The sequence below is a fragment of the Myxococcus sp. CA033 genome, from assembly GCF_013336625.1.
In the GTDB taxonomy this organism is placed as follows: domain Bacteria; phylum Myxococcota; class Myxococcia; order Myxococcales; family Myxococcaceae; genus Myxococcus; species Myxococcus llanfairpwllgwyngyllgogerychwyrndrobwllllantysiliogogogochensis.
Window position 1 is genome coordinate 18,736 of sequence record NZ_JABUMU010000019.1, and the last position, 23,515, is coordinate 42,250.

Genomic DNA, 23,515 nt, shown 5'->3' on the forward strand with positions numbered 1-23,515 from the left:
CTTCCAGGCGCAACGAGGCAAGTCCGATTCGGCGGCAACTTCGTCATCGGGGGTCGGAGAATAGAGAGACAGCAGGTGGCATGCCTCCCCGCTGACCTCCTCCCGCATTGGGGTACTTCATGTCCGTGAGTGGAACGGGTTCATCTCGGAGCAGCTCGGGAAGCATGGCCGCCGGGCGCGCGGCGGACCGGGCGAGCGTGAGTGGGTATTCCGGCGACAGCCGCGCCTCGAACTCGAAGTCAGGTTCGATGGCTTCGGCTCGCGCGGCGGACCGGGCGAGCGTGAGCGGATATTCCGCCGAGAGTCGTTCCCCGAACTCGAAGTCGGGTTCGATGGCTTCGGCTCGAGCGGCGGACCGGGCGAGCGTGAAGGGATACTCCGCCGAGAGCAGCTTCTCACGGTCAGGCTCGATGGCTTCGGCCCGAGCGGCGGACCGGTCGAGCGTGCTCGGCTATACGAGTGGGTCGCTCCGCAAGGGCGCGTCGAACGAAACCGTTGGGGCCTTGCAGGACCGGTTGCGCTCCGCGGGATTCAATCCCGGAAAGACAGACGGGAAGCTCGGCCGCGCCACGGAGAAGGCCGTTCGCGACTTCCAGCGCTCGATGGGGCTCAAGGTGGACGGCGTGGTGGGGCGGCGAACCTTCGAGGCCCTCAACGGCCTTTCAAGCTTCTCGCCGAAGACGACCCGCGCCACGACCACCCAGCCGACGACTGGACGGGCGTTCGAGGGGATGGCTCGGCTCGCGGAACGGCACGGCCTCACCGTCACCTCGACCACGGGAGGAAGGCACAACCCCGGTTCGATGCACTACCAGGGGCGGGCCATCGACGTGCGCACCCGCGGCGTCCCGGCGGCGCGCCTCGAAGCCTTCATGGCCGATGCCCGGGCGCAGGGCTACACCGTGCGCGACGAACGGACACGCCCGAGGGGACAGGCGGTCTGGGGCGGTCCCCACCTCCACATTCAGAGGTAGTTCCACTCAAGCTGCCGCGCTCAAGGATGTTGAGATGGCCCTGGATGCCAATCTCCCCGGGGCGTGGTTGTGCGGGATGACAGGTCAGTCCTTGCACTGTCATCACAGCGGGCAGCCCGAGAGCTGCCCGCCGGAATACCTTCGCGGCTCGCCGTTCAATGGCTTGCGCGAATGTATCTGCTGTCTCCAACGACAACCCCGGTGACGAAGCGGCGTTGGCGTCGGATTCAATGACTCACAGCGTGCGGGTGCGCGTCCCCACGGTGGGCTGCACCGTCTTCGAGGGGCTGTTGTCGATGTCGATGATTTCGAGGGCGGGCGTCGCGCCGCCCACCGCGCCATCCAGCTGCGGGAGCTCCGCCGATTCGAGCGTGCGCAGCGTCTCCTTCTTGAGGGTGGGCTTCTTCGAGGGTCGGGTGCTCATGGCTGGGCGCTCCTGGTCCGGGATGAGTGGTCGCACACCGCACGCCCCACGGGTCGCACGGGACATCCAAGCCTAAGTCACGCAAAACAACAGCCTCAAGAAATAACTGCATCGTTGCTGTATAAGGGAATCCGAGGGTTCTTCTCCGACACGACAGCCGCCGTTCACATGCCTCCCCCATCTTCCCCCTCGCCTGACGCGCGTGAGAACCCAGCGGGGCGTACGCGCTCTGGTCGCGCGTCCCCCTTCGTCGCCGCGGACTTCTTCGTCCTGCGCACCCCGTTGCTGCCCTTTGACGCGCTCACGTCGTGGAGCGAGGGACTGGAGGGGCCGGAGGCCGCGCCAGACGCGCTCGAAGCGGCGCTCCAGCGAGACACATCGCGACTGCGCGCACGGCTGCGCCAGTGGGTGGATGACCCGCTCATCCAGGAGTCGCTCTTCATCGCCTCTCCCGCGCTGGTGGAGAGCCTGCACTACTGGCGGGAGAACGCCGACTCCGAGCAGGGCATGAAGGTCGAGCGGACTCTCGTGCGGTACTTCGCGCGAATGGCCGGGCGCAGCACTCCCTTCGGTTTGTTCGCGGGGCTCTCCATGGGGCGGTCGGGAACAGCGACACGGCTGCGCCTCTCTCCGCGCGAGGACCTGCGTCGCCACACCCGCCTGGACATGGACTACGTCTGCGCGCTCGTGGAGAAGGTGCGGCAGGAGCCTGGAGTCCGAGACCAGCTCTCGTACGTCCCCAACTCCAGTCTGTACCTGGCCGCGGGGCGGCTGCGTTACATGGAGATGCGGCACACCGGACGCGAGCGCACCTACCATCTGGTGGCGGTGGAGCCCTCGTCGTACCTGGACTCCTCGCTGGCGCGAGCCCGTGGCGGCGCGTCGCTGGAAGTACTCGCGGAAGCGCTCACCCGGGATGACGCCGACGTCGGACTGGAAGACGCCCGCGCCTTCATCGTGGAGCTCATCGAGTCCCAGGTCCTCATCCCCACCTGGGCTCCGCCGCTCACCGGGCCGGAGCCCATCCCCGCGCTGCTGGAGGCATCCGAGGGCTTGTCCGCGCTGACGCCCACGCGCACGAAGTTGGCCGCCGCGCACGAGGCGCTGGGTCGCATCGATGCCGCGCGTCCCGGTGTTCCCGTCGAGTCCTACCGCGACGTGGCCCGCATGCTCGAAGGACTGCCTGTGCCCGCGGAGCTGCCGCGCCTCTTCCAGGTGGACATGCTCCGTCCCGCCGAGGAGGCCACGCTCTCTCCTCGCGTGGTGGAGGCATGCCAGGGCGCCATCGAGGCGCTCCACCGCATCTCCGTGATCAGCGGCGTGGCCACGCCCCTAACGAGCTTCCAGCAACGCTTCGTGGCGCGGTACGAGACGCGCGCCGTGCCGCTGCTGGAGGCACTCGACGAGGAGACCGGCATCGGCTTCGCGGCGGACGGCGGCACGAGCAGTGGCACCGGCCCGCTGCTCCAGGGCTTCGCCTTCCCGCTCCAGGATGGCGACGGGCGCTTTCCTGGCGGTGCGCGCTGGCGCCACCTGCTGACCCGGTTGGAGTCCTGTTGGCGTGAGCAGACCCAGGAACTGGTCCTCACGGAGGACGACCTCCGCGCCCTTGAGTCCAGGGACGTGCCGCCGCTGCCGGAGGCCTTCTCCATCGTGGCGACAGTGGTGGGCGCCAGCACCGAGCAGGTGGACAACGGGGACTACCAGCTCGTCCTGGAGAGTCTCTCCGGTCCCTCGGGCGCGGTGATGGTCGGGCGGTTCTGCCACGCGGACCCGGCGCTGGAGACGGCGACGCGTGAGTACCTGCGCGCCGAGGAGGCACTGAGGCCCGAGGCCGTCTTCGCGGAAGTGGTGCATCTGCCGCAGGGCCGCATGGGCAATGTCATCTGCCGCCCCGCGCTACGCGAGCATGACCTCGTCTTCCTGGGACAGTCCGGTGTGCCCCCGGAGCATCGGCTCGAGCTGTCGGACCTGTGGCTCTCCGTCGAGCAGGGCCGACTGGTGCTCCGCTCCCGCAAGCTGGGGCGGGAAGTCATTCCCCGGATGACCCATGCCCACAACTACTTCTCCCTGGGGCTCGGGGCGTATCGCTTCCTGGGGCAGCTCCAGCAGCAGGGCGTCCAGAGCCTCGCGTTCTCCTGGGGGCCGCTGGCGCAGGCTCCATTCCTCCCTCGCGTCACGTATGGCCGCGTGGTGCTGGCGCTGGCGCGCTGGCGCGTGAATGCCGACGTACTCAAGGCCTGGGGCACGGCGCAGGGCACCGCGCGCTACCAGGCACTCCAGCGCTTCCGGAAGCAGGCCCGACTGCCGCGCTGGGTCTGTCTCCAGGATGGCGACAACCAGCTCCCCATCGACCTGGACAACGTGCTGAGCGTGGACACGTTCGTCCAGCTCGCGCGCAATCGTCCCTCGGGCGTGACGCTGGAGGAGTTGTTCCCCACGCCCGACGGGCTCTGTGTCACCGGACCGGACGGACGCTACATGCACGAGGTGGTGCTCCCGTTCCGTCGACGCGAGCCCCTGGCTCGAACGCCCCACGCGCCCGCCGCCACCGCGCCCGTGCCACGCACCTTTCCGCCCGGCTCCGAATGGCTCTACGCGAAGCTCTACACCGGCACGGCCACCGCGGACCGGTTGCTCACGCTCACGCTCGCGCCGGTCCTCCGGAAGCTCACCGAGACGGGCGCTGTCTCCCACTGGTTCTTCCTGCGCTACGGCGACCCGGACTGGCATCTGCGCCTGAGGCTGCATGGCGCTCCGCAGCGGCTCTACGCGGAGGCGCTGCCCGTGTTGCAGACGGCGTGTGCGAACGCGCTGGCCTTGGGCGAGGGCTGGAAGCTCCAGCTCGACACGTACGAGCGCGAGGTGGAGCGCTACGGTGGCCCCACGGGAATCTCGCTGTCCGAGCAACTCTTCGCGGCGGACAGCGAGGCCGTGTTGTCCCTGCTGGAAACCCACCCTGGAGACGAGGGGGCCAATCTGCGCTGGCGACTGGCGCTGCTGGGCATGGACACGCTGCTGGAAGGGCTTGGCCTGTCGCTGGAGCAGAAGCTGGCCGTGGCGAGTCGCTGCCGCAAGGGGTTCGGCGCGGAGTTCCGCGTCAACGCGCGCTTCGAGGACCAGCTCAGCCAGCGCTTCCGACAGGAGCGTCGGGAGCTGGAGCGGATGCTCGACGCGGCTCCGGAGGACGAGGGCCCGTGGAAGGCGGGGCTCGACATCCTGGCGCGGCGCGGAGCCCTGCTGCGGCCCCTCGCGGAGCAACTCCACGCGGCCGAGCGCGAAGGCCAGCTCACGCTTCCCGTGGCGGGGCTGGCCGAGAGCTTCCTGCACATGCACGTCAACAGACTGCTGGCGAGCGACCAGCGAGCCCAGGAACTCATCCTCTACGACTTCCTGGCCCGGCTCTATCGCTCGCGGCTGGCGAGGCCGCTCAAGGGGAGCGCATGAGGCTGCTCGCGCACGGCCGGGATGGTGAGCCAACAAGCAGTCGTCCCTGTTGGTCGGCTCCGGCGCATTCGCTATCGTCCCGAGCCGTCGGCCCGAGGCTGCATCCATGAGTGAGCAACCGCATCAGTCGTCCCTCTTCCGACAGGAAGCGCTCGACCACTACGCACGCCCCGAGGTTCGGGGAACCCTGCTCCGGGTCGACCCGTTCTGGGCGCGCGTCACGTACTGGCTCATCCTGGTGCTGGCGCTCATCCTCGGCGTGGGCCTCTCCGTCGTGGAGATCAACGACTACGCGACGGGGCCCGTGCTCATCCAGGTCCGGGGCCTGGAGGATTTGACTGTCACGTCCGCGGGGCGGGTCAGCAAGGTGCTGGTGAAGCGCGGGCAGTACGTCCAGGTGGGCCAGCCGCTGGTGGAGCTGCACTCGCCCCTGGAAGAGGCCGAGCGAAGCCGCATGACGCAGGAGTTCCGCTCGCAGCTGGCCGCGGGCCTGATGAACCCGCTCGACGCCAGCTCGCGCCAGGCCCTCTCCTCACTGCGCAGCCAGGTGGACTCGAGCGAGGCGCGGCTGTCGGAGCGCGTGCTCCGGGCCTCCGTCAGCGGCCGCATCTACGATGTCCGCGTGCGGGAGAACCAGTACCTGAGCGCGGGGCAGGCGGTGGCCTCCATCCTCCAGGACGGCTCGGAGGCCTTCGCGCTCGCGCTCGTGCCGGGGCAGTACCGGCCGATGCTGGAGCCCGGTCAGCAGATTCGCATGGAGGTGTCTGGCTTTCCGTACGTGTACCAGTACTTCCAGGTGACGTCCGTCAGCGACGAGCTGGTGGGGCCCGCGGAGGTGCGGCGCTACCTGGGGCCTGGCCTGGGAGACGCGCTGTCGCTGCAAGGCCCGCATGTGGCGGTGGAGGGCCGGCTGCCGGGTGCGACGTTCGACGTCGATGGACGCAGCTACTCGTATTACACCGGCATGCCCGGCGTGGCCTGGGTGCGCGTGCGTGCGCGCAACGGCTGGCTGACGCTGCTGCCCGTGCTCGAGCTCCTCGGAAGACCGCGTGGCTGAAGAAGACGACAAGGCAGGCTCTCTCTTCGACCGCTTCCCCGCGCTGGGCCGCATTGGCGAGCACCTGCGGCGCAAGCGTGTCCCCTTCGTGACGCAGCTGACGGCCACGGATTGCGGCGCCGCGAGTCTGGCCATGGTGCTGGGCTACTGGGGCCGACGCATCGACCTGGACGAGGTCCACACCGCCACGGGCCTGTCGCTGCGAGGCGTCAGCGCGCTGGCCCTGCTCGAAGCCGGCCAGCGCTTCGGGCTGGTGGGCCGGGCCGCGCGGGTGGACATCGACGAGCTGCATCTGCTGGAGCCCGCCACCATCCTCCACTGGGAGTTCCGCCACTTTGTCGTCTTCGAGCGGCTGACCTCCAAGGGCGTGGAGTTGGTGGACCCCGGCTTCGGCCGCCGCGTCGTTCCGATGGAGCAGTTCCGCAAGTCTTTCACGGGCATCGCGCTGCTCTTCGAGCCGTCGGAGACCTTCGAGACGGGGGGCACGGCGCCCGGCCCTCGCCGCTACCTGCGGCTGCTCACCGAGCGCGGCACCACGCTCCGGCGGGTGGTGGTGATGTCGGTGCTCTTGCAGTTGTTCGCGCTCGCGCTGCCCTCGCTCACCGGCGCGGTGGTGGACCGGGTGGTCCCCAGCGGAGACACCACGCTCCTGGCCATCCTCGCCGGGGGCATGGGGCTGCTGGTCGTCTTCCAGTTCGTCTCCTCGCTCGTGCGCGCGCACCTCTTGTTGCACCTGCGCACGTATCTGGATGCACGGATGACGGTGGGCTTCCTGGACCACCTGGTGCGGCTGCCGTTCTCCTTCCTGCAACTGCGCTCGACTGGCGACCTGATGAGCCGGCTGAACAGCAACGCCACGGTGCGTGAGCTGCTCACGTCGGGGGCGCTGTCCGCGGTGCTGGATGGCTCGCTCGTCGTCGTCTACCTGGTGCTGCTGTTCTTCGGCAGCTGGCAGCTCGCCTTGCTCGTGCTGGGACTGGCGCTGTTGCAGGTGCTCGTCTTCCTCTTCGCGCGAAAGCGCCAGCGCGAGCTGATGTCGCGCAGCCTCGAGGTGAACGCCAGCTCGCAGAACTACGAGGTGGAGCTGTTCAACGGGATGCAGACGCTCAAGGCCATGGGCCTGGAGGACCGGGCCGTGCAGCACTGGTCCAACCTCTACGTCGACGTGCTCAACGTCTCGTTGGACCGGGGGCGGCTGTCCGCGCTGACCGACTCGCTCACGTCCACGCTGCGCATGGCCTCACCGCTGGCGACGCTGGCCGTGGGCACGTGGCTGGTGCTGGACCAGCGGCAGCTCTCGCTCGGAGAGATGCTGGCCATCAATGCCCTGGCGGGGAACTTCCTGACGCCCATCTCCAGTCTGGTGGCCACCGCGTTCCAGTTGCAGTTGGTGGGCAGCTATCTGGACCGGGTGGACGACATCCTCCAGGCCCGCCCCGAGCAGACCGACGACACGCCTCGCCGCGCGCACACGCTGCAGGGTGGCATCCAGGTGTCTCACGTGTCCTTCCAGTACGGCAGCCGCTCCACGCCGGTGCTCCAGGACGTCAGCGTGGACATCCGGCCGGGGCAATTCGTGGCAATCGTGGGCCGCTCGGGCGCGGGCAAGTCCACGCTGGCCAACCTGTTGCTCGGGCTGTACCTGCCGACGCAAGGTGACATCCGTTACGACGGCATCTCCCTGCGGGAGTTGGACCTGCGGGCCGTGCGGCGGCAGATGGGCGCGGTGCTCCAGAACCCCGCGCTCTTCCAGGGAGACATCCGGAAGAACATCGCCTACTCCGACCCCACGTTGCCCCTGGAGAAGGTGCTCGAGGCGGCCCGTCGCGCGCAGATTCACGACGAGGTCATGGCCATGCCCATGAAGTACGAGACGGTCCTCAGTGACATGGGGCAATCGCTCTCCGGTGGGCAGCGACAGCGGCTCGCGCTGGCGCGTTCCCTGGTGCATGGCCCGGCCATCCTCCTCCTGGACGAGGCCACCAACGCGCTGGACACGAAGACGGAGCGGGCGGTCCAGGACGCCATCGCGGAGCTGAACTGCACGCGCGTCGTCATTGCCCACCGGCTGAGCACCATCCGGGAAGCGGACCTCATCCTCGTCATGGAGCAGGGCCGGCTGGTGGAGCAGGGGACACATGACGAGCTGATGGCCCAGCGCGGGCACTACCATGAGCTGGTCGCGCAGCAGGACCGCGCCGCGCAGCAGAAGCTCGTGGGCTGACGGACGCCCTCAGGGCGCGCGCTTGGAGACCGGTGGGGGAGCCAGCTCCACCTCGGCCAGCAGGCCCGTGGCGAGCTGCTCGCGCATCGCGCCGTCGATGAGCAGCCGGGCCTCGGCCTTCTGGTGCCGCGAGGACGGGTCCACCTCGGGCGCGAGGCTTTCTACCTGCGCTTTCAGCGTCACCCCCAGGGCCGGCAGGCGCACCTGGATGAGTGTGCCCGCGCGCACCGTGGGCGCGATGTGTTCCGGGACGGCGAAGCGCAACTTCAGCTCCTCGCTGACAAGCCGGAGGATGGGTGTCGCGCGGCCCACGAGGCCCCCGGGCACTTGATACAGCTCGGTGATGCGACCCGCGAAGGGCGCGCGAATCCGGGCCGTCTCCAGATTGCGGCTCGCGGAGTCGAGCAGGGCCTTGGCTTCCGCGCCGCGCGCCTGCGCCAGCTCCACGTTCACCTTCGCCAGGGCCACTTCGGTCTCCGCGGTCTCCACGGCTTCGGCGGCGGTGAACTGGCGGATGCTCTGCTCTCGCTTCAGCCGCTGCTGTGCCTGCAGCAACAGCAGCTCGGTGCGGCTCACCTCGGCCTGGGTGGCCTGGAGCTGGGCCTGCCGCGCGGCGGTCTCCAGTTGGAGGGGCTCCAGTTCCAGTTGCGCGACGACCTGCCCGGAGGTGACGCGTTCACCCAGTCGCGCCTTGAGCAACTGCAGCCGGCCCTCTTGTTGCGAGGTCAGGTCCAGCGTGTAGCTGGCCACCACCACGCCCACGAGGGAGTCCGAGGAGAACGCGGGACGCGATGCGGGGGCGCCCTCGGCGGGTGGCTCCGCATGGGCCAGCGGGCCACCGAGCAGGACGGCCCCTACCACGAGCCAGCGACTCGAACGCCGCGAGGTGCTTGCGGAAGCCTCGCGAGTCACGCGGCAGGCTCTTCGGTGAAGGTGACTCGGACGTCCATGCTGACCACGACGTTACACCGGGACCGTCTGCCTCCGAAATGGCTCCCATCCTCATCAGGGTGGCCTCGCCCCACTCAGGGTTGAAGGAACGGGGTGGCCTCTCGCCCGTGCGCAGCAGGCTGCACAGGCGCGTGCCCGCGTCTGCGCAACGGTGGCCATGCCCCCCGCGAGAGACGTGCGGCGCGTTCCTTGCTGATGCTCCTGCCCATGGGCAACGGCACCCATGCGTCTCCACTCATGCGCGCCTTCTACGTCGCGGGGATGACGCTCCTCATGGGGTTTTTCGGCTTCGCGATTCCATTGGCGTTCGGCATGTACCTCGACAGCCTGTCGACCGGCGACCATGGCGGGCTCAACTCCCTCTGTACCGCCCTGGGTGGCATCGCGGGCATCGGCGTGGGATTGGTGGCGATGCTGATCACCCTGGCGGTGATGTCGAGACGTCGTTGATAGGCGCATCGCACCATCGCCCGACTCGATGATGCGCGACGGTGTCGACGGTGATGTTTGTCGGAAGCGCGCCAGACACCGGACCCGCAATGAGTTGTCATGCAGGCGTGATACATGTCGGCGACACATCCCATGCGGCTGTCCCGCGCCTCGCGTTGAAATCGAGCACGGGGAGCGATGTGTCGTTGTGTGTCGTGAGCCGTACCGGGAGTATCACCCGTCGCCCCGTGAGCCAGGGCCTCTGGTAGCGTGCGCGATACATGGTTCCGACGCTCGTGACTCCTCTTCCCGAACCGGCTGAGCCGGACCTGTCCATCGCCTTCGAGCGCAACCTCGTCAACGAGCAGATTCGGGTGGCGCGGCGCCTGGGGGCGCTGCGCTTCGTCGGTGTGCTCGCCTGGCTCTGCCTGAGCGTGGGCCTTGCGTGGCCCGCGTCCCCGGTGGCGCTGGGCGGATATCTGGTGCTCGCGGGTGCGCTCTGGGCGGTGGCGGGAGGGGTCGCCCGCTGGTGCCGGTTCGCGGGCATGGCCGTGGCGCTGGTGGACGCGCCCATGGTCTTCTTCCAGCAGTACGTCACCCTCCAGGCCGGAGTGCCCGCCGACCTCGTGGGACCCATGTCCTGCGGGGTGTATTGCGTGCTCCTCGCGTTGTCGGTGCTGTCGCTGGACGTGGGCACCGTCGCGCTCTGCGCGGTGATGAGCATGGGCTTCACGGTCACCCTGATGAAGCTGGGCGAGCCTGGCGCGTGGAATCTCGCCCCCGTGCTCGTCGTCATCCTCGGCGTCACGGCCCTGACGCTCGGCTACGCCACGCACCGCATTCAACGCCTGCTGCACGGCATCTCCCGCGAGCAGGCCCGGCTCGAGCGGCTGGGGCGCTACTTCTCCCCCGAGGTGGCTCGCCACATCGCGGAGCGGGGCACGGGACTGGCGAATGGCCAGCATCGCGAGGTGACGCTGCTGTTCTCCGACATCCGAGACTTCACCTCCATGTCCGAGCAGATGGACAGCCCCCGGGTGGTGGCGCTGCTCAACGAGTACCTGTCGCGCATGGTGGAGGTGGTGTTCCGCCATGGCGGGACGCTCGACAAGTTCATCGGCGACGGCATCCTCGCGTACTTCGGCGCGCCTCTGGACCACCCGGAGCATGCGCGCGCGGCGGTGGCGTGCGGGCTGGAGATGCTCGACGCGCTGACAGCGCTCAACGAGGAGCGCGTGGCGCGGGGCGAGGAGCCGCTGCGCATCGGCATTGGCATCCACACCGGCCGCGTCGTCGTGGGGGACGTGGGCAGCACCCAGCGGCGTGAGTACACGGTGATTGGCGACGCGGTGAACCTGGCCAGCCGCATCGAAGGACTCACCAAGCAGGTGGGAACGCCGCTGCTCGTGTCCGCGACCACGCGCGCCAACGCGGGAGAGACCTTCACCTGGTCCCCCGCGGCCCCGGTGGCGGTGAAGGGAAAGAGCGAGCCGGTGGCCACCTTCGTGCCCGGCGTGGGCATCGCGCTCCTCGCGGGGCCTGTCGGGGCACGGGTCGTCACTCCACACGGTTGAGTGAAACCTCGGCTCCGCCGTCGCCTCTTTCCACGTCGGTCCGTGGCGCACCCGGGGCTCGCGCTAGCGGGAGTCTTCCGGCGCGCCCGCGAGGGACTCGGGCGCTTCGAGCTGGACGGCGGGCCCCATCCAACCAATCGAGGAGTAGGGAAGGACTTCCTCGGGGCCCGGCCCGATGCGGCCCTGGATGCGGAGGCGGACCCCTTTCCCGGTGACCTCCAACAGGGTCGCGAGGTCCGTGACGAGGCCGTGGTAACCGAACCGCACCAACATCACCTGACCGATATAGGGGGTGAGGTTGTCGCGGCAAAGGTCGGGGCCCCGCGTGAAGACGGGCTGGGCCTGGTAGTGATTGGTGGGGAGCTCGCCGGGCGGAGGAGTCGGGTGCTTCACCGCATGTCCCCTGGCGCCGTCCTCCAGTCGCGTGTGCCGCGTCCCCAGGGCCCAGCTCCAGGGCCAGGCATATTGCCCGGCGACGGCGAACATCAGCCGGCGTTCAAGCTTCTCGAGCAGTCCAGGATGGCAGGACACGGTGCCGTCCGACCGCACGTGGGTGAAGGCCCAGCCTCGCTCCGTCGGGAGGAACTGCCCTGGCTTCTCTGGCCAGGGACACCAGGACGGGGGTGGGGGCAGACGGCCCGCTTCGAGGTCGAACGAGGCCTGCGTCCTCAGCTCTCCGTTGGATGCGCTCCAGAACGCGAGCGCGGAGGGACCGATGCCCACGAGCGTGTCGTCGCCTCCCCAGAGCAGTCCCTGGAGGCCCTTGACGGCGGTGAGCCGGCGCAGGCGGCGGGGCTTCCGCCCGATGGCCCATAGCTCGACGCCACCGTCAGTGGTCAGGCATGCGGCCACGGTGCCATCGGGGGACCAGGCCCAACGGTGGGTGTCGGTCTGGTCACTGGGGTGAGCGAGCGCGGAGAGCTTCAGCCGACACAGGAAGGCTTCGTCCTCGAAGATGCAGACGGTGGGATGCACATAGTCATCCATGAGCACCGCCAGGCGTCGTCCATCGGAGGACCAGACGACCTCGCTGATGCCGACATGAGGCTGCTTGCCGGGGATGCGTTCGACGAGCGTGGCGAGGTGCTTGCCGGTGTGCCCATCGATGAGCTCGAGCCGTTGGTCGTCATGGACCAGGCGTGCACCGTCGGGTGAGAACGCGATGGGTGGTTTCACGCCTCCGAGCTGGAACTGGCTCGTGCCGCTCGCCACGTCGGTGGACGATGCGCCGCCCGTGCCGACGTAATCGAAGGCCTCCTCGTCCCAATCGCCTCCCGGCGTAAAACGGTAGCCATGAACGCGGGAGCCATCGCGGCTCCAGCGAACCCACGTGTCCGGGTTCGGGCGGTCGCGAGGCGGGACTGGCGGTGGCGGGCACCAGCGCACGTCCGCGCAGTCGTCGTTGAGCGAAGCACCTTCCCGGAATGGGACGATACAGCCGAGTCCGTTCTCCGGGCCGGGGGTGGAGACGAACAGGCGCGTCTCATCGGGCGACCAGCACCAGGCGGGAAGGTGTCCGAGGTTCTTCACGTCCTCGGGGCGCTTGACGTAGCGGGGATCCGGCGAGCCCCAGCGCCGGGTGACGTCGACCTTGAAGGACGGAGGGCCCTCGGAGAAGGGACGCAGCGCGCCGATGACGACGTCATTGAAGACGACGCCGAGCCACAGGCCCGACGGAGACCACTGGATGCAGGAGGACACCCTGCGACTCGCCACGCCCTTGTCGAACCCGTGGCTGGCGACGACTCGGCCCGTCGCCAACTCCCAGATGCGCACGTCGCCCCCGAAGAAGCCGAACCAGGCGTCGACGCGGAGGCTGGCGACGGCCAGATGCCTTCCGGAAGGGCTCAACGCGAAGGAACTCTGGTCGCCCGAGGAGTGCGGCGTCTCCACGAGCCGCGCGCCCATATCCAGGACGCGCTCGGAGACCCATCGGTGGAGGTCCGTGACGCCCCTTCGGCGCTGGAGTCGCCGCAGCCGCGCCCGCAGGGAAGGCAGGTCCCTGTGGGCCTCGAAGTGGCTGAAGTCAGCCTGCTTCAGCAGCGACTCGAGGGCCTCGTCGGAGGAGTGGTTCAGGGCGTGGAGGTCGATGAAGGGGCCTGGCATGGAGTGGATTGCCAGGGCGCGGCGGCCGCGCCCCGGTCCTCGACAGGAAGAACGAGGCTGCTCACGCGGGGTCGCGCGACATCGCCCCAAGTCGACGAGGCGCTCACACCGCCGTCCAGCCTCCGTCCACGTCGAGCACCATGCCGGTGGCGTAGGCGCACGTCGCCAGGAACCAGGCCGCGTCGGCCATGTCCCGAGGGACACCGGGCCGCTTCATCGGGACGTTGCTCGCGAGCGTGTCCAGGAACGCGCCCACCTGCGAGGCGGGCACGCCCCAGTCGATGGCGGTGTCGCGCGTGAGGCCTGGAGACAGGACGTTTACCCGGATGCCCCTGGGCGCGAGCTCGATGGCGAGCGAGCGGCCCATGGCGTTGATGGCGCCGCACAGGCCCGCGCCGCCCGCGTAGTTGGCGAGCGCCGCGTGGCCCGCGATGCCCGAGCACAACACGATGGCGCTGCCTTCGGCCATCTTCGGGACGGCGTAGCGACATGCGGAGAGCTGGCCGAAGAAGCGGTCATTGAAGAGGGCCCGCCAGGCGCTCATCGGCACCGTCTCCACGGGACCGAACACCGCGCCGCCCGCGCACGTCACCAGCAGGTCCACGCGTGGCACGGAGTCGATGAGCCGCTGCACCTGCGCTTCGTCACCGACGTCCGTCACCACGCCCCGGGCGCCATGCCCGATTCGCGCGAGGGCTTCGTCCATGCGCCCCTTGTTCCGTCCCGCGATGACGACCTCGGCCCCTTCAATGGCATATCGCTCGGCGATGGCCAGTCCAATGCCTGTGCTGCCACCCGTGATGATTGCGAGCTTCCCATCCAATGCACCCATGGCTGTCTCCAGTCGAAAGGGGCTCCACGTCCACTGCCGCCGTTCAGAACCCCGGGTTGAAGCCTCCCTCGGGAAACGCCTGCTTCGCGAGTTCCTGCATCACCGGGAAGCCGTCGAGGAAGCCTGCCTGGGCGGCGGGGATGGGTTTGCCGCTCGCGTCATGGAAGGCGATCTCCCGACACGTGAAGCAGACCACCGCGTCCACCCACGTCTTGCCAATCCAGAAGCGGAAGGCGATGTCCGGGTTGAACCCACACTTCCTCGGAGGATAGGACGCGGGGTCCTTGGCGGAGACCCAGAGGTCCGCCAGTGCCCGGCGTTGCTTCGAACTCAGCTCGGGACCCTCCTTGGGGAGGAGGAAGAAGCCGCTGCGAGGAGTGGTGTCGTCGCGTGCGGGCCCCATGTCCCATGTCTGGTCATTGTCCGCGAGGAAGATCTGCACCCGGTCCGGGCGGCGGAAGAAGTCCTCCGGGGTGGGAGGGGTGGAGCGCCCCGCGGCGGAACACGCGGTGGCGGCCATGGAAGACAGGAGGAGGGCGAGGAGAGCTGTGCGCATTCGCCCAGCCTAACCCTGACCGTGTCAGCGTCGCACGACCTCAATGGTGATGATGTTTGTGATGTGTTGGGCCAGGGCTCCCCGCCAACTCCATTGCGGAGTCGAAGTGCCGCCGCCATCCCTTCGAAGGCTTCTTGAAACTGGGCTACTCTCGCAGGCTCCATGCGATATGGGGGTTGGCACGATGAAGCGCGCTTGGCTGCGATGGATGTCGGTGTTGAGCCTGGGAGCCCTGTTCGTCACGGGGAATGCCCTGGCGCAGGCTCCCGTCACGGTGTCGCCGGAGACGCTCCGGGCCGAACGTCGGGTGAGATTGGTGAAGCTGTGGGGCGACGTCCGGTTCCGCCACCCCAGGGCCTTCTCCATGCCCGCCGAGTGGGATGCCGCCTTCCTCTCCGCGCTGCCCAAGGTGGAGGCGGCGGGGGACTCGGCGGCCTATGCCGCCGCGGTCCAGGGCATGCTCGCGACCCTGGGAGACGGGGCCACGCGGGTGGAGTCCGAGAAGCGTCCTGACGCGGGCCAGCCCCCCACGCTTCGCGCGCTCAAGAGCTGGGAGAAGGATGTCCTCGTGCTCGACCTGCGCAACCTCCTGGGAGAGCAGGGCTCCGCGTCGTTGCAGGAGTTGAGGACGACGCTGGACGCGGACGCGGCGAAGGCTCGCGCGGTGGTGCTGGACTTGCGCATGCGCGGTCTCAAACGCTACGGCCTCGCCTGGATGGTGGCGTCGTTGTTGCCCCACCTCGTCGACGGCGAGCTGCGGGTTCCCGGTCTGCGCGACCTTCGCCACAGTGGCCTGCGGCCACAGGGTGGCATGGAGGGCTTCTACCGCAGTGAGTTCAGGGTGCCCATGGACGATGTCGTCACGGGCACTCCGGGCAAGAAGCCCGCGCTGCTCGTCTTCCTGGTCGACACGGACTCCGCCATCGACCAGCCCGTCCTGGCCCTGCGCGCTCGCGGCAAGGCGCTCCTGGTCGCCGAAGGCCCACTCGATGACGGCGCCATGAACAACCAGGACACCTTGCCGCTGGGAGAGGGCTACAACGCCCTGCTGAGCGTGGACGAGCCGGTGCTGCCCCTGGAGGCGGACGTGAGTCGCCCCGCGCGTGTTCGTCTGGAGGGCCCGGATGAAGGGATGCGCCAGGCGCTCCTGCTGGCCTCCCGCCCGCCTCCCAAGCCGAAGGCCTCGGCCGCGCTCCCTCGGCCCGCGCTCCCCTGGCGCCCGGAGCCGACCTACAAGGACGCGCTCTATCCCTCGCGTGAGATGCGGCTGCTGGCCGGGGCCAAGCTGTGGACGGTGGTGCGCTTCTTCTTCGCCTACACGGAGCTGATGGACCGGCCCTGGGAGAGCCGCCTGCCAGGGCTGCTCGAGAAGCTGGAGGCGGCGAAGGACGCGAAGGCGTACGTGCTCGCGTTGGCCGAGGCGACCACCTGGCTCCAGGACGCCCATGCGATGGTGCGAGGCCACCCGGAGCTCCAGCGGTTCTACGGCACCATCCCGCCGGTCTGGGTGACGGACCTCGACGGCAAGGCGGTGGTGGTGGAGGTGCGCGATGCGGCCTCCGCGTCGGGGCTCGCGATAGGCGACATCATCGAGACGGTCGACGGGGAGCCCATCGACGCACGGGCACGCCGGGTCGCCCCCTACGTGGCGGCCTCCGTGGCCAGCTACCACCGGGACCTGACCCTGCTGATCGCGCTCGGGGGCGAGGCGGGCTCCACCGCCGCCCTGGGCGTGCGAGGCCCCCAGGGGCCCAAGCAGGCGAAGCTCATCCGCACGCCTCGGGCGAAGCTGCCTCCCTCGAAGGCCGAGTCCTACCGGATGCTGGAGGGAAACATCGGCTTCGTGGACCTGGGGAAGCTGGAGGTCCAGGAGGTGCCCGCGATGTTCGAGAAGCTCAAGGACACGCGCGGCATCGTGTTCGACCTGCGCGCCTATCCCCGCGGGACGATGTGGGCGCTCGGGCCCTACTTCGACGTGAAGGGTTCACGTCCCTTCGCCTGGTACATGCGCCCCTACTCGGGAGGACAGAACGTCGGTTGGGTGAAGTACGTCGACTGGCTGCGGGAGACGGACCTCCCCAAGTATCGGGGCCGCACGGTGACGTTGATCGACTCGCGCACCATCAGCCAGGCCGAGCACACCGGGCTGATGCTGGAGGCCGCGGCGGATACCGTCTTCGTGGGCAGCGCCACCGCGGGCACCAATGGCGACGTCACCGAGGCGATACTGCCCGGAGACATCTCCTTCTATTTCACCGGTCAGCAAGTACTCCACGGCGACGGCCGGCAACTGCAGCGCAAGGGCCTGGAGCCCGACGTGAAGCTGCGGCCGACGGTGGCGGGACTCCAGGCGGGTCGTGACGAGCTGCTGGAGCGCGCGCTCCAGATTCTGCGCGCGGAGCCCCCCAACAAGCCCGCGTCCTCGAGTCGCTGAGCGGCGCCTCCCGTCTTCGTCGGTGCCGCCACGCATGCGCCAGGGCCGGGGCGCATGCGTGGCGTTCACGTCTTCTCTGGAATAAGAGATTTCGAGATAAACATGTCTACATCCACCAAGAAGATGGACAGCCGATCCGCCCTCCCCAGGGCGGGCGGGCGTCGTCTCCGCGAGCCCTGATACAGGCGCTGAGCACCGCTTCCGCCCGGGGAAACGGGCGCGGACGAAGAAGTCGGGATTCACCCCACGGGTGAAACACAGACCATGATTTCGCTCTGGGTGCGTGCGGCCTGGCTCCCGCCTCGGATGTGACACTGGGAGCGGATGCTCCCCGCTCCCCGGCCAGGGGCTCGCCGAGGATGACTCGGAGTGAAGCCCCTTCCCCGTGGAGGCGTGAGAGCGGGCGTCATGAGCCCTTCTTCGCCTCCCTGCACCAGCGCCCTCCCTCGACAGGCCGCCTCCCTGATCGCTCCCAGAAGGCTCCCAGGTTCGGTGGAAATCCCGTATAGGGCCTGCTCGCAACGTGCGCGGCACGCGAGCGCCCCAGAGGGGGGATATCAGCCCCGGGGACTGCTCTGGAGGATTGGATGGAGTTGTCGAGTCTCGAGTCGAATTTCTGGGCAATCGCACCGGGTGTCATCGGCGCCGTGGGGCTGCTCTTCTCTGCGTTCTTCTACTTCCGGGTCAAGGCACTCCCCGACGGCGACGCGACGATGAATCGCATCGCGGGCTACATCCGCGAAGGCGCGATGGCGTTCCTCGTCCGTGAGTACAAGGTGCTCGCGGTGTACTGCGCGGTCATCGCGGTGTTCATCGGCTGGGCCCTCGGCGGTCTCGCGAGCGTGAGCTTCGTGGTGGGCGCGTTCCTGTCGCTGCTCGCGGGCTACATCGGCATGAAGGCCGCGACGTTCGCGAACGTGCGCACCGCGCAGGCCGCTCGCACCGGCTCGAAGCCGAACGCGCTCCTGGTCGCCCTGGATGGCGGCGCGGTGATGGGGCTCGCCGTCGCCGGCCTGGGCCTGATTGGCATGGGCGGCGTCTACTACTTCTTCAGGGGCCACGCGCAGCTGTCGCCCATCCTCCACTCGTTCGCCGTGGGGGCCAGCTCCATCGCGCTCTTCGCGCGCGTGGGCGGCGGCATCTACACCAAGGCCGCGGACGTCGGCTCCGACATCGCCGGCAAGGTCATCGAGAACATCCCCGAGGACGACCCGCGCAACCCCGGCGTCATCGCCGACAACGTGGGCGACAACGTGGGCGACGTGGCCGGCATGGGCGCCGACATCTACGAGTCCATGGTGGCCGCCATCGTCGCGGCCATGGCGATTGCCCTGACGGCCAACGCCACGGAGCTCTCCCGCCTCGTCGTCGACTCCTCGGCCACGGGAGGCGCGAAGGTTGCCGGCGTGGTGCTCCCGCTGGTGCTGTCCGCGGTGGGCCTCATCGTCAGCCTGCTGAGCATCTTCATCGCGCGCGCCCTCAAGAAGATGAACCCCGCGCAGGTGCTGCGCAGCGCCCTCATCCTGCCCCCCGTCATCCTGGTGGGCCTGTCGTTCGTGATGATGAACGTGTTCGGACTCTCCCAGAACATCACGGTGGCCCTGGCCGCAGGCGCCTTCGGCGGCGCCATCATCGGCCTCGTCACGGACTACTACACGTCCTCCACGCCCGTGCAGCGCATCGCGGAGGCGTCCATCACCGGCGCCGGCACCAACCTCATCCGCGGCCTCGCCGTCGGCATGGAGAGCGTGGGCATCTCCATGGCCACCATCGCGCTGGTGGCCTACATCGCCGACCAGGCGCTCGGCCTGTACGGCATCGCGCTGTCCGCGGTGGGCATGCTGGGTGGCACCGCCGTCGTGATGACGGTGGACGCCTACGGCCCCATCTCCGACAACGCGGGTGGCATCTCCGAGATGTCCGGCCTGGGCCCCGAGGTCCGCGCCATCACCGACGAGCTGGACGCGGTGGGCAACACCACGGCGGCCATCGGCAAGGGCTTCGCCATCGGCTCGGCGACGCTCACCGTCATCGCGCTCTTCTCGGCGTTCAACATGGAGGTCAACCACACGCGCATCGCGGCGGGTCTGCCGGAGATGAGCCTGCTGCTGACCAACCCGAAGGTCATCGTGGGCCTGCTGCTCGGCTCCATCCTGCCGTTCATGGTGGGCGCCTCCACGATGCTCGCCGTCGGTCGCGCGGCGGGTGCCATCGTCGAGGAGATTGGCCGCCAGTTCCGCGAGATTCCGGGCCTGATGGAGCTCAAGGCGGACCCCGACCCCAAGAAGATCGTCGACATCGCGACCAAGAGCGCGCTGCGCGAGATGATCTTCCCGGGTCTCGTCGCCGTCGTCGCCCCGCCGCTGGTGGGCTACGTGCTGGGGCCCAGCGCCCTGGCGGGCCTCCTGGCCGGTGCGCTCGTCGTCGGCGCCACCATGGCCCTCTACATGGCCAACGCGGGTGGCGCGTGGGACAACGCCAAGAAGTACATCGAGAAGGGCAAGCTGCCGGGCCACGCGAAGGGCTCGCACGTCCACAAGGCCGCCGTCGTCGGCGACATGGTGGGCGACCCGTTCAAGGACACCTCGGGTCCTGGCGTCGCCATCCTCATCAAGGTCATGAGCGTCGTCTCGCTGCTCGTGGCCTCCCTCATCGCGCTCCGGTAGTCCGCGTGATGTGGCGCGGCGCCTCGGTTCCGAGGCGCCGCCGCACGGCGGTCAGTGGCACGGACCTCGCGGCCTCCTCCAGGGGCCGCGTGGGTCCTCGGAAGCTCCGACGGGAGGAAGACGCGGGCCTTTGGCCCTGCGCACCTCCTGGACGCGTGAGCCCGCAAGCGGCTCGCTCCTCCAATGTCAGACAGCGAACACCTCGCGGACTCCGCCATGCGGGGCACCGGGGCGGTGCGTGCGCGCGTGCTACCTTTCGGGGTGTTTCGCGACCGCCTGCGCACCAGGCATGGGGGGGCAGCAGCAGCGACCCTCGCGAGCCTGACGCGCTCGCACCCGCTCCCTCGGGTGTGAGGGATGAGTGCCACCGCTGTTCCGCTGTCAGAGAGGTGTCCCATGGTCCTGGAGCTCTCCCAGCAGCAGATTCATCTCCTCTACGCCTGTCTGGCTGAAAGCATCGAGGACCTGCATGACGAGGTCATCCACACCGACATGCGCGAGCTGCGCGACTCGCTGAGGGACAAGCTCCATCAACTGCAAGCCATCCAGCGCCAGGTCGCGCCCCTGATGCAGCGGGAGCAAGTGGTCCGTTGACGCCGACCGCGCGCCAGGCGCGTCGGCGTCTGGGATTCGGGCGTCAGGGCTGGAGCGACACGCCCGCCTCGCCACGGCGCTTCAGCTCGCCCGCGGCCTGCACCGCCTTGACGAGCGTGATGACGATATAGGCGCGGATGATGAGGCCGAAGACCTGGGGCTTGCCGCCCTGGTTGATGGTGTCCATCACCGTCAGGACCGTGTCGCTGAGGTACAGGAGGATGGCGAGGATGGGGCCCGCGCGGGTGCCGCGATAGGTGAAGAAGCCGAACACCGCGGTCACCGCGCCGAAGAGGAGGGAGCCCACGCCCATCCCCAGGGCTGTCAGCTCCTCATTCTCCGTCACCATGGCGACCACGCCGAGCAGGGTGTTCAAGCCCGCCAGGAAGTAGAGCATGTACGCGGCGGACTTTATCCGCTGCTCGGGGTCCGTGGAGGACCCGGGCAGGGGCAGCCCGTTGCGCAGCACCGCCAGCTCCACGTTGAACACCCCGGATTGGATTTGAACGCTCAGGGTGCTTCCGTCCGGGAGCGTGAAGTTCACGCCCTTCTTGAGCGCGGACGACCCGCCGTCCGTGGTCCCCACGACCGTGCCATCGAGGATGACCGTGAACTTCTTCCAGGCCAGTCCCCACGACAGCTCCAGTCGCTGCGGCCCGCCCTCCTCCAGCGCCAGCTTCTTCGCACCCATGTGAAGCCCTCATCTCTGACCCGGACCGGGTCGAGAGGCCGACGCTAGCCGTTCAGCTCCGCGCCATCCATCCCAGGCCGATGATGAGCAGCACCGTCAGGTGGAACCAGCCCACGTTGCGAGCGAGCAGGGCCCAGCCCTCGCCCGAGCCCGGTGAGGTGCCGCGCCGGATGGCCGCCAGCTCCTGGTAGCCCAGCACGAGCCCCACGAGTCCCGGCACGAAGCCGATGAAGCCCACGGTGGCGAAGATGAGCGCCAGCGTCGCGCGCTGAGAGGGTTTCTCCCCCAACGCCACCGTGTGACAGCGCGAGCAGAGCATCCGTCCCACCTGCCACTTGCGGCACCTTTCACACAGGAAGGTGCCACAGCGGCTGCAGGTCCCCTCCGCGGGGCGCTCGGGATGTAGGGGGCACGGAGCGTGCGTCGCATCCATGCCCCTCTGTCTACCATGCCCCCCAGGGCGCACGTCGAACGGAGCCGGCGCTACGGCTTGGAGAGGAGAAAGGACGCGAGCTTCTCGACGACCTGCTCGTCCACATGACCTGGGACCGCGTATTCGGCGGGCCCGGGTTTGCCGGTGCCCTTGATGAACAGGTGATTGTTCTCCGGAACAGTCACCACCTCGACCTGGGCAACGCTTTCGAGACCACTTCTCCAGGGCGACAGGTCCTCGTCGGTGACCTGGTAGTCCCGTGCGCCTCGCATGATGAGGATGGGGCGCTGGAGCTTCCGGGCCATGGCGACGCCGTCGCGTGACGCCCAGTCCTGCCAATATGCCGCGGGCGCTCCCAGCAGTGTCCCGGTGCCGAGCTTCCCTGCCTTCAGCAGGCCCACGGTCTGCTCGAACTCGGCGAGCTTCTCGGCCGGTACTTCGAGATACCTCAGTTGTGCGAGCACCAGGTCCCAGGGCGGACGTCCGGGAGGCGCCAACAGGACCGCGCCCGCGACGGGCGCCGCGAGGACCGCGATCTCCGGAGCGAGGAGGGCGCCCAGGCTGTGCCCCACCACGAAGACCCGCTCGGGATGAATCTCCGGACGTGCCTTGAGGACGCCCACGGCCGCGACTGCATCCACGACGACCTCATCGTCGATGGAGGTGTTCGTGAGCTGTTGTCCGTACTGGAAGGTTCGCTTGTCGTAGCGCAGGACGGCGATGCCGCGAGACGAAAGCCCCTCGGCGATATCCTTGAAGGGCTTGTTGGGGCCAATGCTCTCATCCCTGTCATGGGGACCAGAGCCGTGGACCAGGACGACGCCAGGGAATGGGCCGCTCCCGGTCGGCACCGTCAACGTGCCCTTCAGCAGGAACGGCGCTCGTCCCACGGAGACTTCCTCGGTCCGGAACGCGGCGCCGTTGACGGCGGGCGTGGCGGACGTGGGCTGCACGACGACCTTCGCGGGGGCGGGCTCCGACACACGAGGCTCCGGCGAACTCGCACAGGCCGCGGCGACCAGGGTGATGACTCCAAGCATCTTCGCCCGATGAGGGGCGGCGTCTGAAGGGCGACAGGCAGCGCGAAGCATGTGGCTCTCCTCGTCACACGAAACGTCGTGGGCCTTCGTTGTTCGTCGACCTGCCTTTGCCCCCCTCGATGCGGCGATAGAGGACGTACGAGTAGATGACAGGGATGATGCAGGCGATGGAAACGGCCACGAGCACGGGGTTCGGCCCGGCGCCCAGCAGCCCCGCGACGAAGATGACGATGCCCGCGAGGACAAAGAGTCTTCCGCCCAGGCGGTGCGTGCGAAGCCAGACTTCGTCGCTCGCCAGCGTCCAGGGGGTTCGGATGCCAACGAAGAAGTTCTTGGTGAGCTTCCCCATGACGTTGCCCAGGAGCACGAAGAGCAGGCCCGTCGCCGCGGGAACCACTCGCTCCATGGGTACGGCGGTCCCGATGCCCGCGAGCAGGAGCAAGGCATTCATCAGGAACAGGAACGCGAGCGTCGTTGCCAGGACGAATTCGAAGACACCCTGAAACCGCTCCATGCGGTAGCCCTTGGGCGAAATCCGGGGGAGCACCACCAGCAATAGATAGATGCCGGCCATCATCAACGGCAGGACGAAGGGCCCCCACGGTTTCGGCGTGTGGCCATCCACGGCTCCCCGCGCATTCCAGTGCGTGGGTATCGCTTCCGGGAGTCGGCTGTAGAGCACGGCCGCCATCACGAACGACGCGATGACGAGTCCCAGGCTCAGCACGTTCGCGCGGCTGATTCTCATCGCTCTTCTCCATTCGGCTTGTCGACCTTGAAGAGGTCGAGAAGCAGGGCCGCTACGTCCTCGAACACAGTCGTGTTGAGGGAGTAGACGATTTGTTGTCCGCGTCGCTCGCAGCGCACCAGGTCGGCGGCCTTGAGGACGTTGAAGTGATGCGACAACGACCCCTTCGTGATGTCGAACGCCTCCGCGAGCTCCCCCGCGCTCTTCGAGCCGCCCTGCAGGAGCTTGAGCACCTTGCGCCGGGTCGGGTCCGAAATCGCCTTGAAGACTTCCTGCGTCCGCATCGCTACCTTTTTGATTGTTTGATGGGTTTCAAAATAACGACTTCGAAAATC

Annotated in this window: 19 protein-coding genes; 9 read left to right on the forward strand and 10 right to left on the reverse strand. The window is 68.5% G+C overall.

What is annotated here, in order from left to right:
* The first annotated feature begins 410 nt into the window (after window positions 1–410).
* A complete protein-coding gene (locus HUA78_RS32620) occupies window positions 411–974 on the forward strand; it encodes a peptidoglycan-binding protein (RefSeq protein ID WP_174457843.1) in 564 nt (187 codons plus the stop codon).
* Between the two features lie 235 nt (window positions 975–1,209).
* Here HUA78_RS32620 and HUA78_RS32625 read toward each other — a convergent pair whose 3' ends face one another.
* Entirely contained in the window at window positions 1,210–1,398 is a 189-nt protein-coding gene (locus HUA78_RS32625) for a hypothetical protein (protein ID WP_174477915.1), read from the reverse strand.
* Window positions 1,399–1,566: 168 nt separating this feature from the next.
* On the opposite strand from HUA78_RS32625, the gene HUA78_RS32630 reads away from it, so the two are divergent.
* The 3 genes from HUA78_RS32630 to HUA78_RS32640 all read left to right on the forward strand — a co-directional run bounded on the left by HUA78_RS32630 (window position 1,567) and on the right by HUA78_RS32640 (window position 8,126).
* Window positions 1,567–4,845: a lantibiotic dehydratase gene (locus HUA78_RS32630; protein ID WP_254624017.1), complete on the forward strand. Its 3,279-nt coding sequence runs from the start codon at window positions 1,567–1,569 to the stop codon at window positions 4,843–4,845.
* 106 nt (window positions 4,846–4,951) lie between these two features.
* A complete protein-coding gene (locus HUA78_RS32635; RefSeq protein WP_174457841.1) occupies window positions 4,952–5,902 on the forward strand; it encodes an efflux RND transporter periplasmic adaptor subunit in 951 nt (316 codons plus the stop codon).
* The gene (locus HUA78_RS32640) at window positions 5,895–8,126 is read left to right on the forward strand and encodes a peptidase domain-containing ABC transporter (RefSeq protein ID WP_174477916.1); all 2,232 of its coding nucleotides are present in this window, start codon (window positions 5,895–5,897) and stop codon (window positions 8,124–8,126) included. Before HUA78_RS32635 ends, HUA78_RS32640 begins: the two co-directional genes overlap by 8 nt.
* 9 nt (window positions 8,127–8,135) lie before the next feature.
* Here the strand turns inward: HUA78_RS32640 and HUA78_RS32645 are convergent, their stop codons facing one another.
* Window positions 8,136–8,987: an efflux RND transporter periplasmic adaptor subunit gene (locus tag HUA78_RS32645; protein ID WP_174457839.1), complete on the reverse strand. Its 852-nt coding sequence runs from the start codon at window positions 8,985–8,987 to the stop codon at window positions 8,136–8,138.
* A 327-nt stretch (window positions 8,988–9,314) separates the two neighbouring features.
* Between HUA78_RS32645 and HUA78_RS32650 the strand changes: the two genes are divergently transcribed.
* Both HUA78_RS32650 and HUA78_RS32655 read left to right on the forward strand, forming a co-directional pair.
* Window positions 9,315–9,527 (forward strand): hypothetical protein, encoded by a 213-nt coding sequence (locus HUA78_RS32650; RefSeq protein WP_174461115.1) that lies wholly within the window; start codon window positions 9,315–9,317, stop codon window positions 9,525–9,527.
* Between the two features lie 260 nt (window positions 9,528–9,787).
* Window positions 9,788–11,080, forward strand: a complete 1,293-nt coding sequence (locus HUA78_RS32655; RefSeq protein WP_254624018.1) for an adenylate/guanylate cyclase domain-containing protein — start codon at window positions 9,788–9,790, stop codon at window positions 11,078–11,080.
* 63 nt (window positions 11,081–11,143) lie between these two features.
* On the opposite strand, the gene HUA78_RS32660 is transcribed toward HUA78_RS32655, so the two are convergent.
* The 3 genes from HUA78_RS32660 to HUA78_RS32670 all read right to left on the reverse strand — a co-directional run bounded on the left by HUA78_RS32660 (window position 11,144) and on the right by HUA78_RS32670 (window position 14,574).
* Entirely contained in the window at window positions 11,144–13,186 is a 2,043-nt protein-coding gene (locus HUA78_RS32660; RefSeq protein ID WP_174477917.1) for a WD40 repeat domain-containing protein, read from the reverse strand.
* 103 nt (window positions 13,187–13,289) lie between these two features.
* A complete protein-coding gene (locus HUA78_RS32665; protein ID WP_174461117.1) occupies window positions 13,290–14,018 on the reverse strand; it encodes an SDR family NAD(P)-dependent oxidoreductase in 729 nt (242 codons plus the stop codon).
* Between the two features lie 43 nt (window positions 14,019–14,061).
* Entirely contained in the window at window positions 14,062–14,574 is a 513-nt protein-coding gene (locus HUA78_RS32670; protein WP_174477918.1) for a hypothetical protein, read from the reverse strand.
* Between the two features lie 184 nt (window positions 14,575–14,758).
* On the opposite strand from HUA78_RS32670, the gene HUA78_RS32675 reads away from it, so the two are divergent.
* From HUA78_RS32675 to HUA78_RS32685, 3 genes are all read left to right on the forward strand, one after another.
* A complete protein-coding gene (locus HUA78_RS32675; protein ID WP_174477919.1) occupies window positions 14,759–17,008 on the forward strand; it encodes a S41 family peptidase in 2,250 nt (749 codons plus the stop codon).
* Window positions 17,009–17,595: 587 nt separating this feature from the next.
* Window positions 17,596–19,674: a sodium-translocating pyrophosphatase gene (locus HUA78_RS32680; RefSeq protein WP_174477920.1), complete on the forward strand. Its 2,079-nt coding sequence runs from the start codon at window positions 17,596–17,598 to the stop codon at window positions 19,672–19,674.
* Between the two features lie 396 nt (window positions 19,675–20,070).
* The gene (locus HUA78_RS32685; protein ID WP_141640799.1) at window positions 20,071–20,268 is read left to right on the forward strand and encodes a hypothetical protein; all 198 of its coding nucleotides are present in this window, start codon (window positions 20,071–20,073) and stop codon (window positions 20,266–20,268) included.
* Window positions 20,269–20,311: 43 nt separating this feature from the next.
* Here HUA78_RS32685 and HUA78_RS32690 read toward each other — a convergent pair whose 3' ends face one another.
* The 5 genes from HUA78_RS32690 to HUA78_RS32710 form a co-directional block, all read right to left on the reverse strand.
* Window positions 20,312–20,959: a hypothetical protein gene (locus tag HUA78_RS32690; protein WP_174477921.1), complete on the reverse strand. Its 648-nt coding sequence runs from the start codon at window positions 20,957–20,959 to the stop codon at window positions 20,312–20,314.
* A 52-nt stretch (window positions 20,960–21,011) separates the two neighbouring features.
* Window positions 21,012–21,278, reverse strand: coding sequence for a hypothetical protein (locus tag HUA78_RS32695; RefSeq protein ID WP_246136953.1), 267 nt, complete (start codon window positions 21,276–21,278; stop codon window positions 21,012–21,014).
* A gap of 164 nt (window positions 21,279–21,442) precedes the next feature.
* Window positions 21,443–22,483: a S9 family peptidase gene (locus HUA78_RS32700; RefSeq protein ID WP_254624019.1), complete on the reverse strand. Its 1,041-nt coding sequence runs from the start codon at window positions 22,481–22,483 to the stop codon at window positions 21,443–21,445.
* A 13-nt stretch (window positions 22,484–22,496) separates the two neighbouring features.
* Window positions 22,497–23,180, reverse strand: a complete 684-nt coding sequence (locus tag HUA78_RS32705) for an SdpI family protein (RefSeq protein ID WP_174477922.1) — start codon at window positions 23,178–23,180, stop codon at window positions 22,497–22,499.
* Window positions 23,177–23,464: an autorepressor SdpR family transcription factor gene (locus HUA78_RS32710; RefSeq protein WP_141640803.1), complete on the reverse strand. Its 288-nt coding sequence runs from the start codon at window positions 23,462–23,464 to the stop codon at window positions 23,177–23,179. Before HUA78_RS32710 ends, HUA78_RS32705 begins: the two co-directional genes overlap by 4 nt.
* Between the last annotated feature and the right edge of the window lie 51 nt (window positions 23,465–23,515).

Coding starts and splice junctions, on each gene's coding strand:
- HUA78_RS32655 (WP_254624018.1), top strand. CDS start 9,788: ATGGTTCCGACGCTCGTGACTCCTCTTCCCGAACCGGCTGAGCCGGAC.
- HUA78_RS32635 (WP_174457841.1), top strand. CDS start 4,952: ATGAGTGAGCAACCGCATCAGTCGTCCCTCTTCCGACAGGAAGCGCTC.
- HUA78_RS32695 (WP_246136953.1), bottom strand. CDS start 21,278: ATGCTCTGCTCGCGCTGTCACACGGTGGCGTTGGGGGAGAAACCCTCT.
- HUA78_RS32705 (WP_174477922.1), bottom strand. CDS start 23,180: ATGAGAATCAGCCGCGCGAACGTGCTGAGCCTGGGACTCGTCATCGCG.
- HUA78_RS32625 (WP_174477915.1), bottom strand. CDS start 1,398: ATGAGCACCCGACCCTCGAAGAAGCCCACCCTCAAGAAGGAGACGCTG.
- HUA78_RS32670 (WP_174477918.1), bottom strand. CDS start 14,574: ATGCGCACAGCTCTCCTCGCCCTCCTCCTGTCTTCCATGGCCGCCACC.
- HUA78_RS32700 (WP_254624019.1), bottom strand. CDS start 22,483: ATGCTTCGCGCTGCCTGTCGCCCTTCAGACGCCGCCCCTCATCGGGCG.
- HUA78_RS32710 (WP_141640803.1), bottom strand. CDS start 23,464: ATGCGGACGCAGGAAGTCTTCAAGGCGATTTCGGACCCGACCCGGCGC.
- HUA78_RS32680 (WP_174477920.1), top strand. CDS start 17,596: ATGGAGTTGTCGAGTCTCGAGTCGAATTTCTGGGCAATCGCACCGGGT.
- HUA78_RS32660 (WP_174477917.1), bottom strand. CDS start 13,186: ATGCCAGGCCCCTTCATCGACCTCCACGCCCTGAACCACTCCTCCGAC.
- HUA78_RS32685 (WP_141640799.1), top strand. CDS start 20,071: ATGGTCCTGGAGCTCTCCCAGCAGCAGATTCATCTCCTCTACGCCTGT.
- HUA78_RS32620 (WP_174457843.1), top strand. CDS start 411: ATGGCTTCGGCCCGAGCGGCGGACCGGTCGAGCGTGCTCGGCTATACG.
- HUA78_RS32665 (WP_174461117.1), bottom strand. CDS start 14,018: ATGGGTGCATTGGATGGGAAGCTCGCAATCATCACGGGTGGCAGCACA.
- HUA78_RS32630 (WP_254624017.1), top strand. CDS start 1,567: ATGCCTCCCCCATCTTCCCCCTCGCCTGACGCGCGTGAGAACCCAGCG.
- HUA78_RS32690 (WP_174477921.1), bottom strand. CDS start 20,959: ATGGGTGCGAAGAAGCTGGCGCTGGAGGAGGGCGGGCCGCAGCGACTG.
- HUA78_RS32650 (WP_174461115.1), top strand. CDS start 9,315: ATGCGCGCCTTCTACGTCGCGGGGATGACGCTCCTCATGGGGTTTTTC.
- HUA78_RS32675 (WP_174477919.1), top strand. CDS start 14,759: ATGAAGCGCGCTTGGCTGCGATGGATGTCGGTGTTGAGCCTGGGAGCC.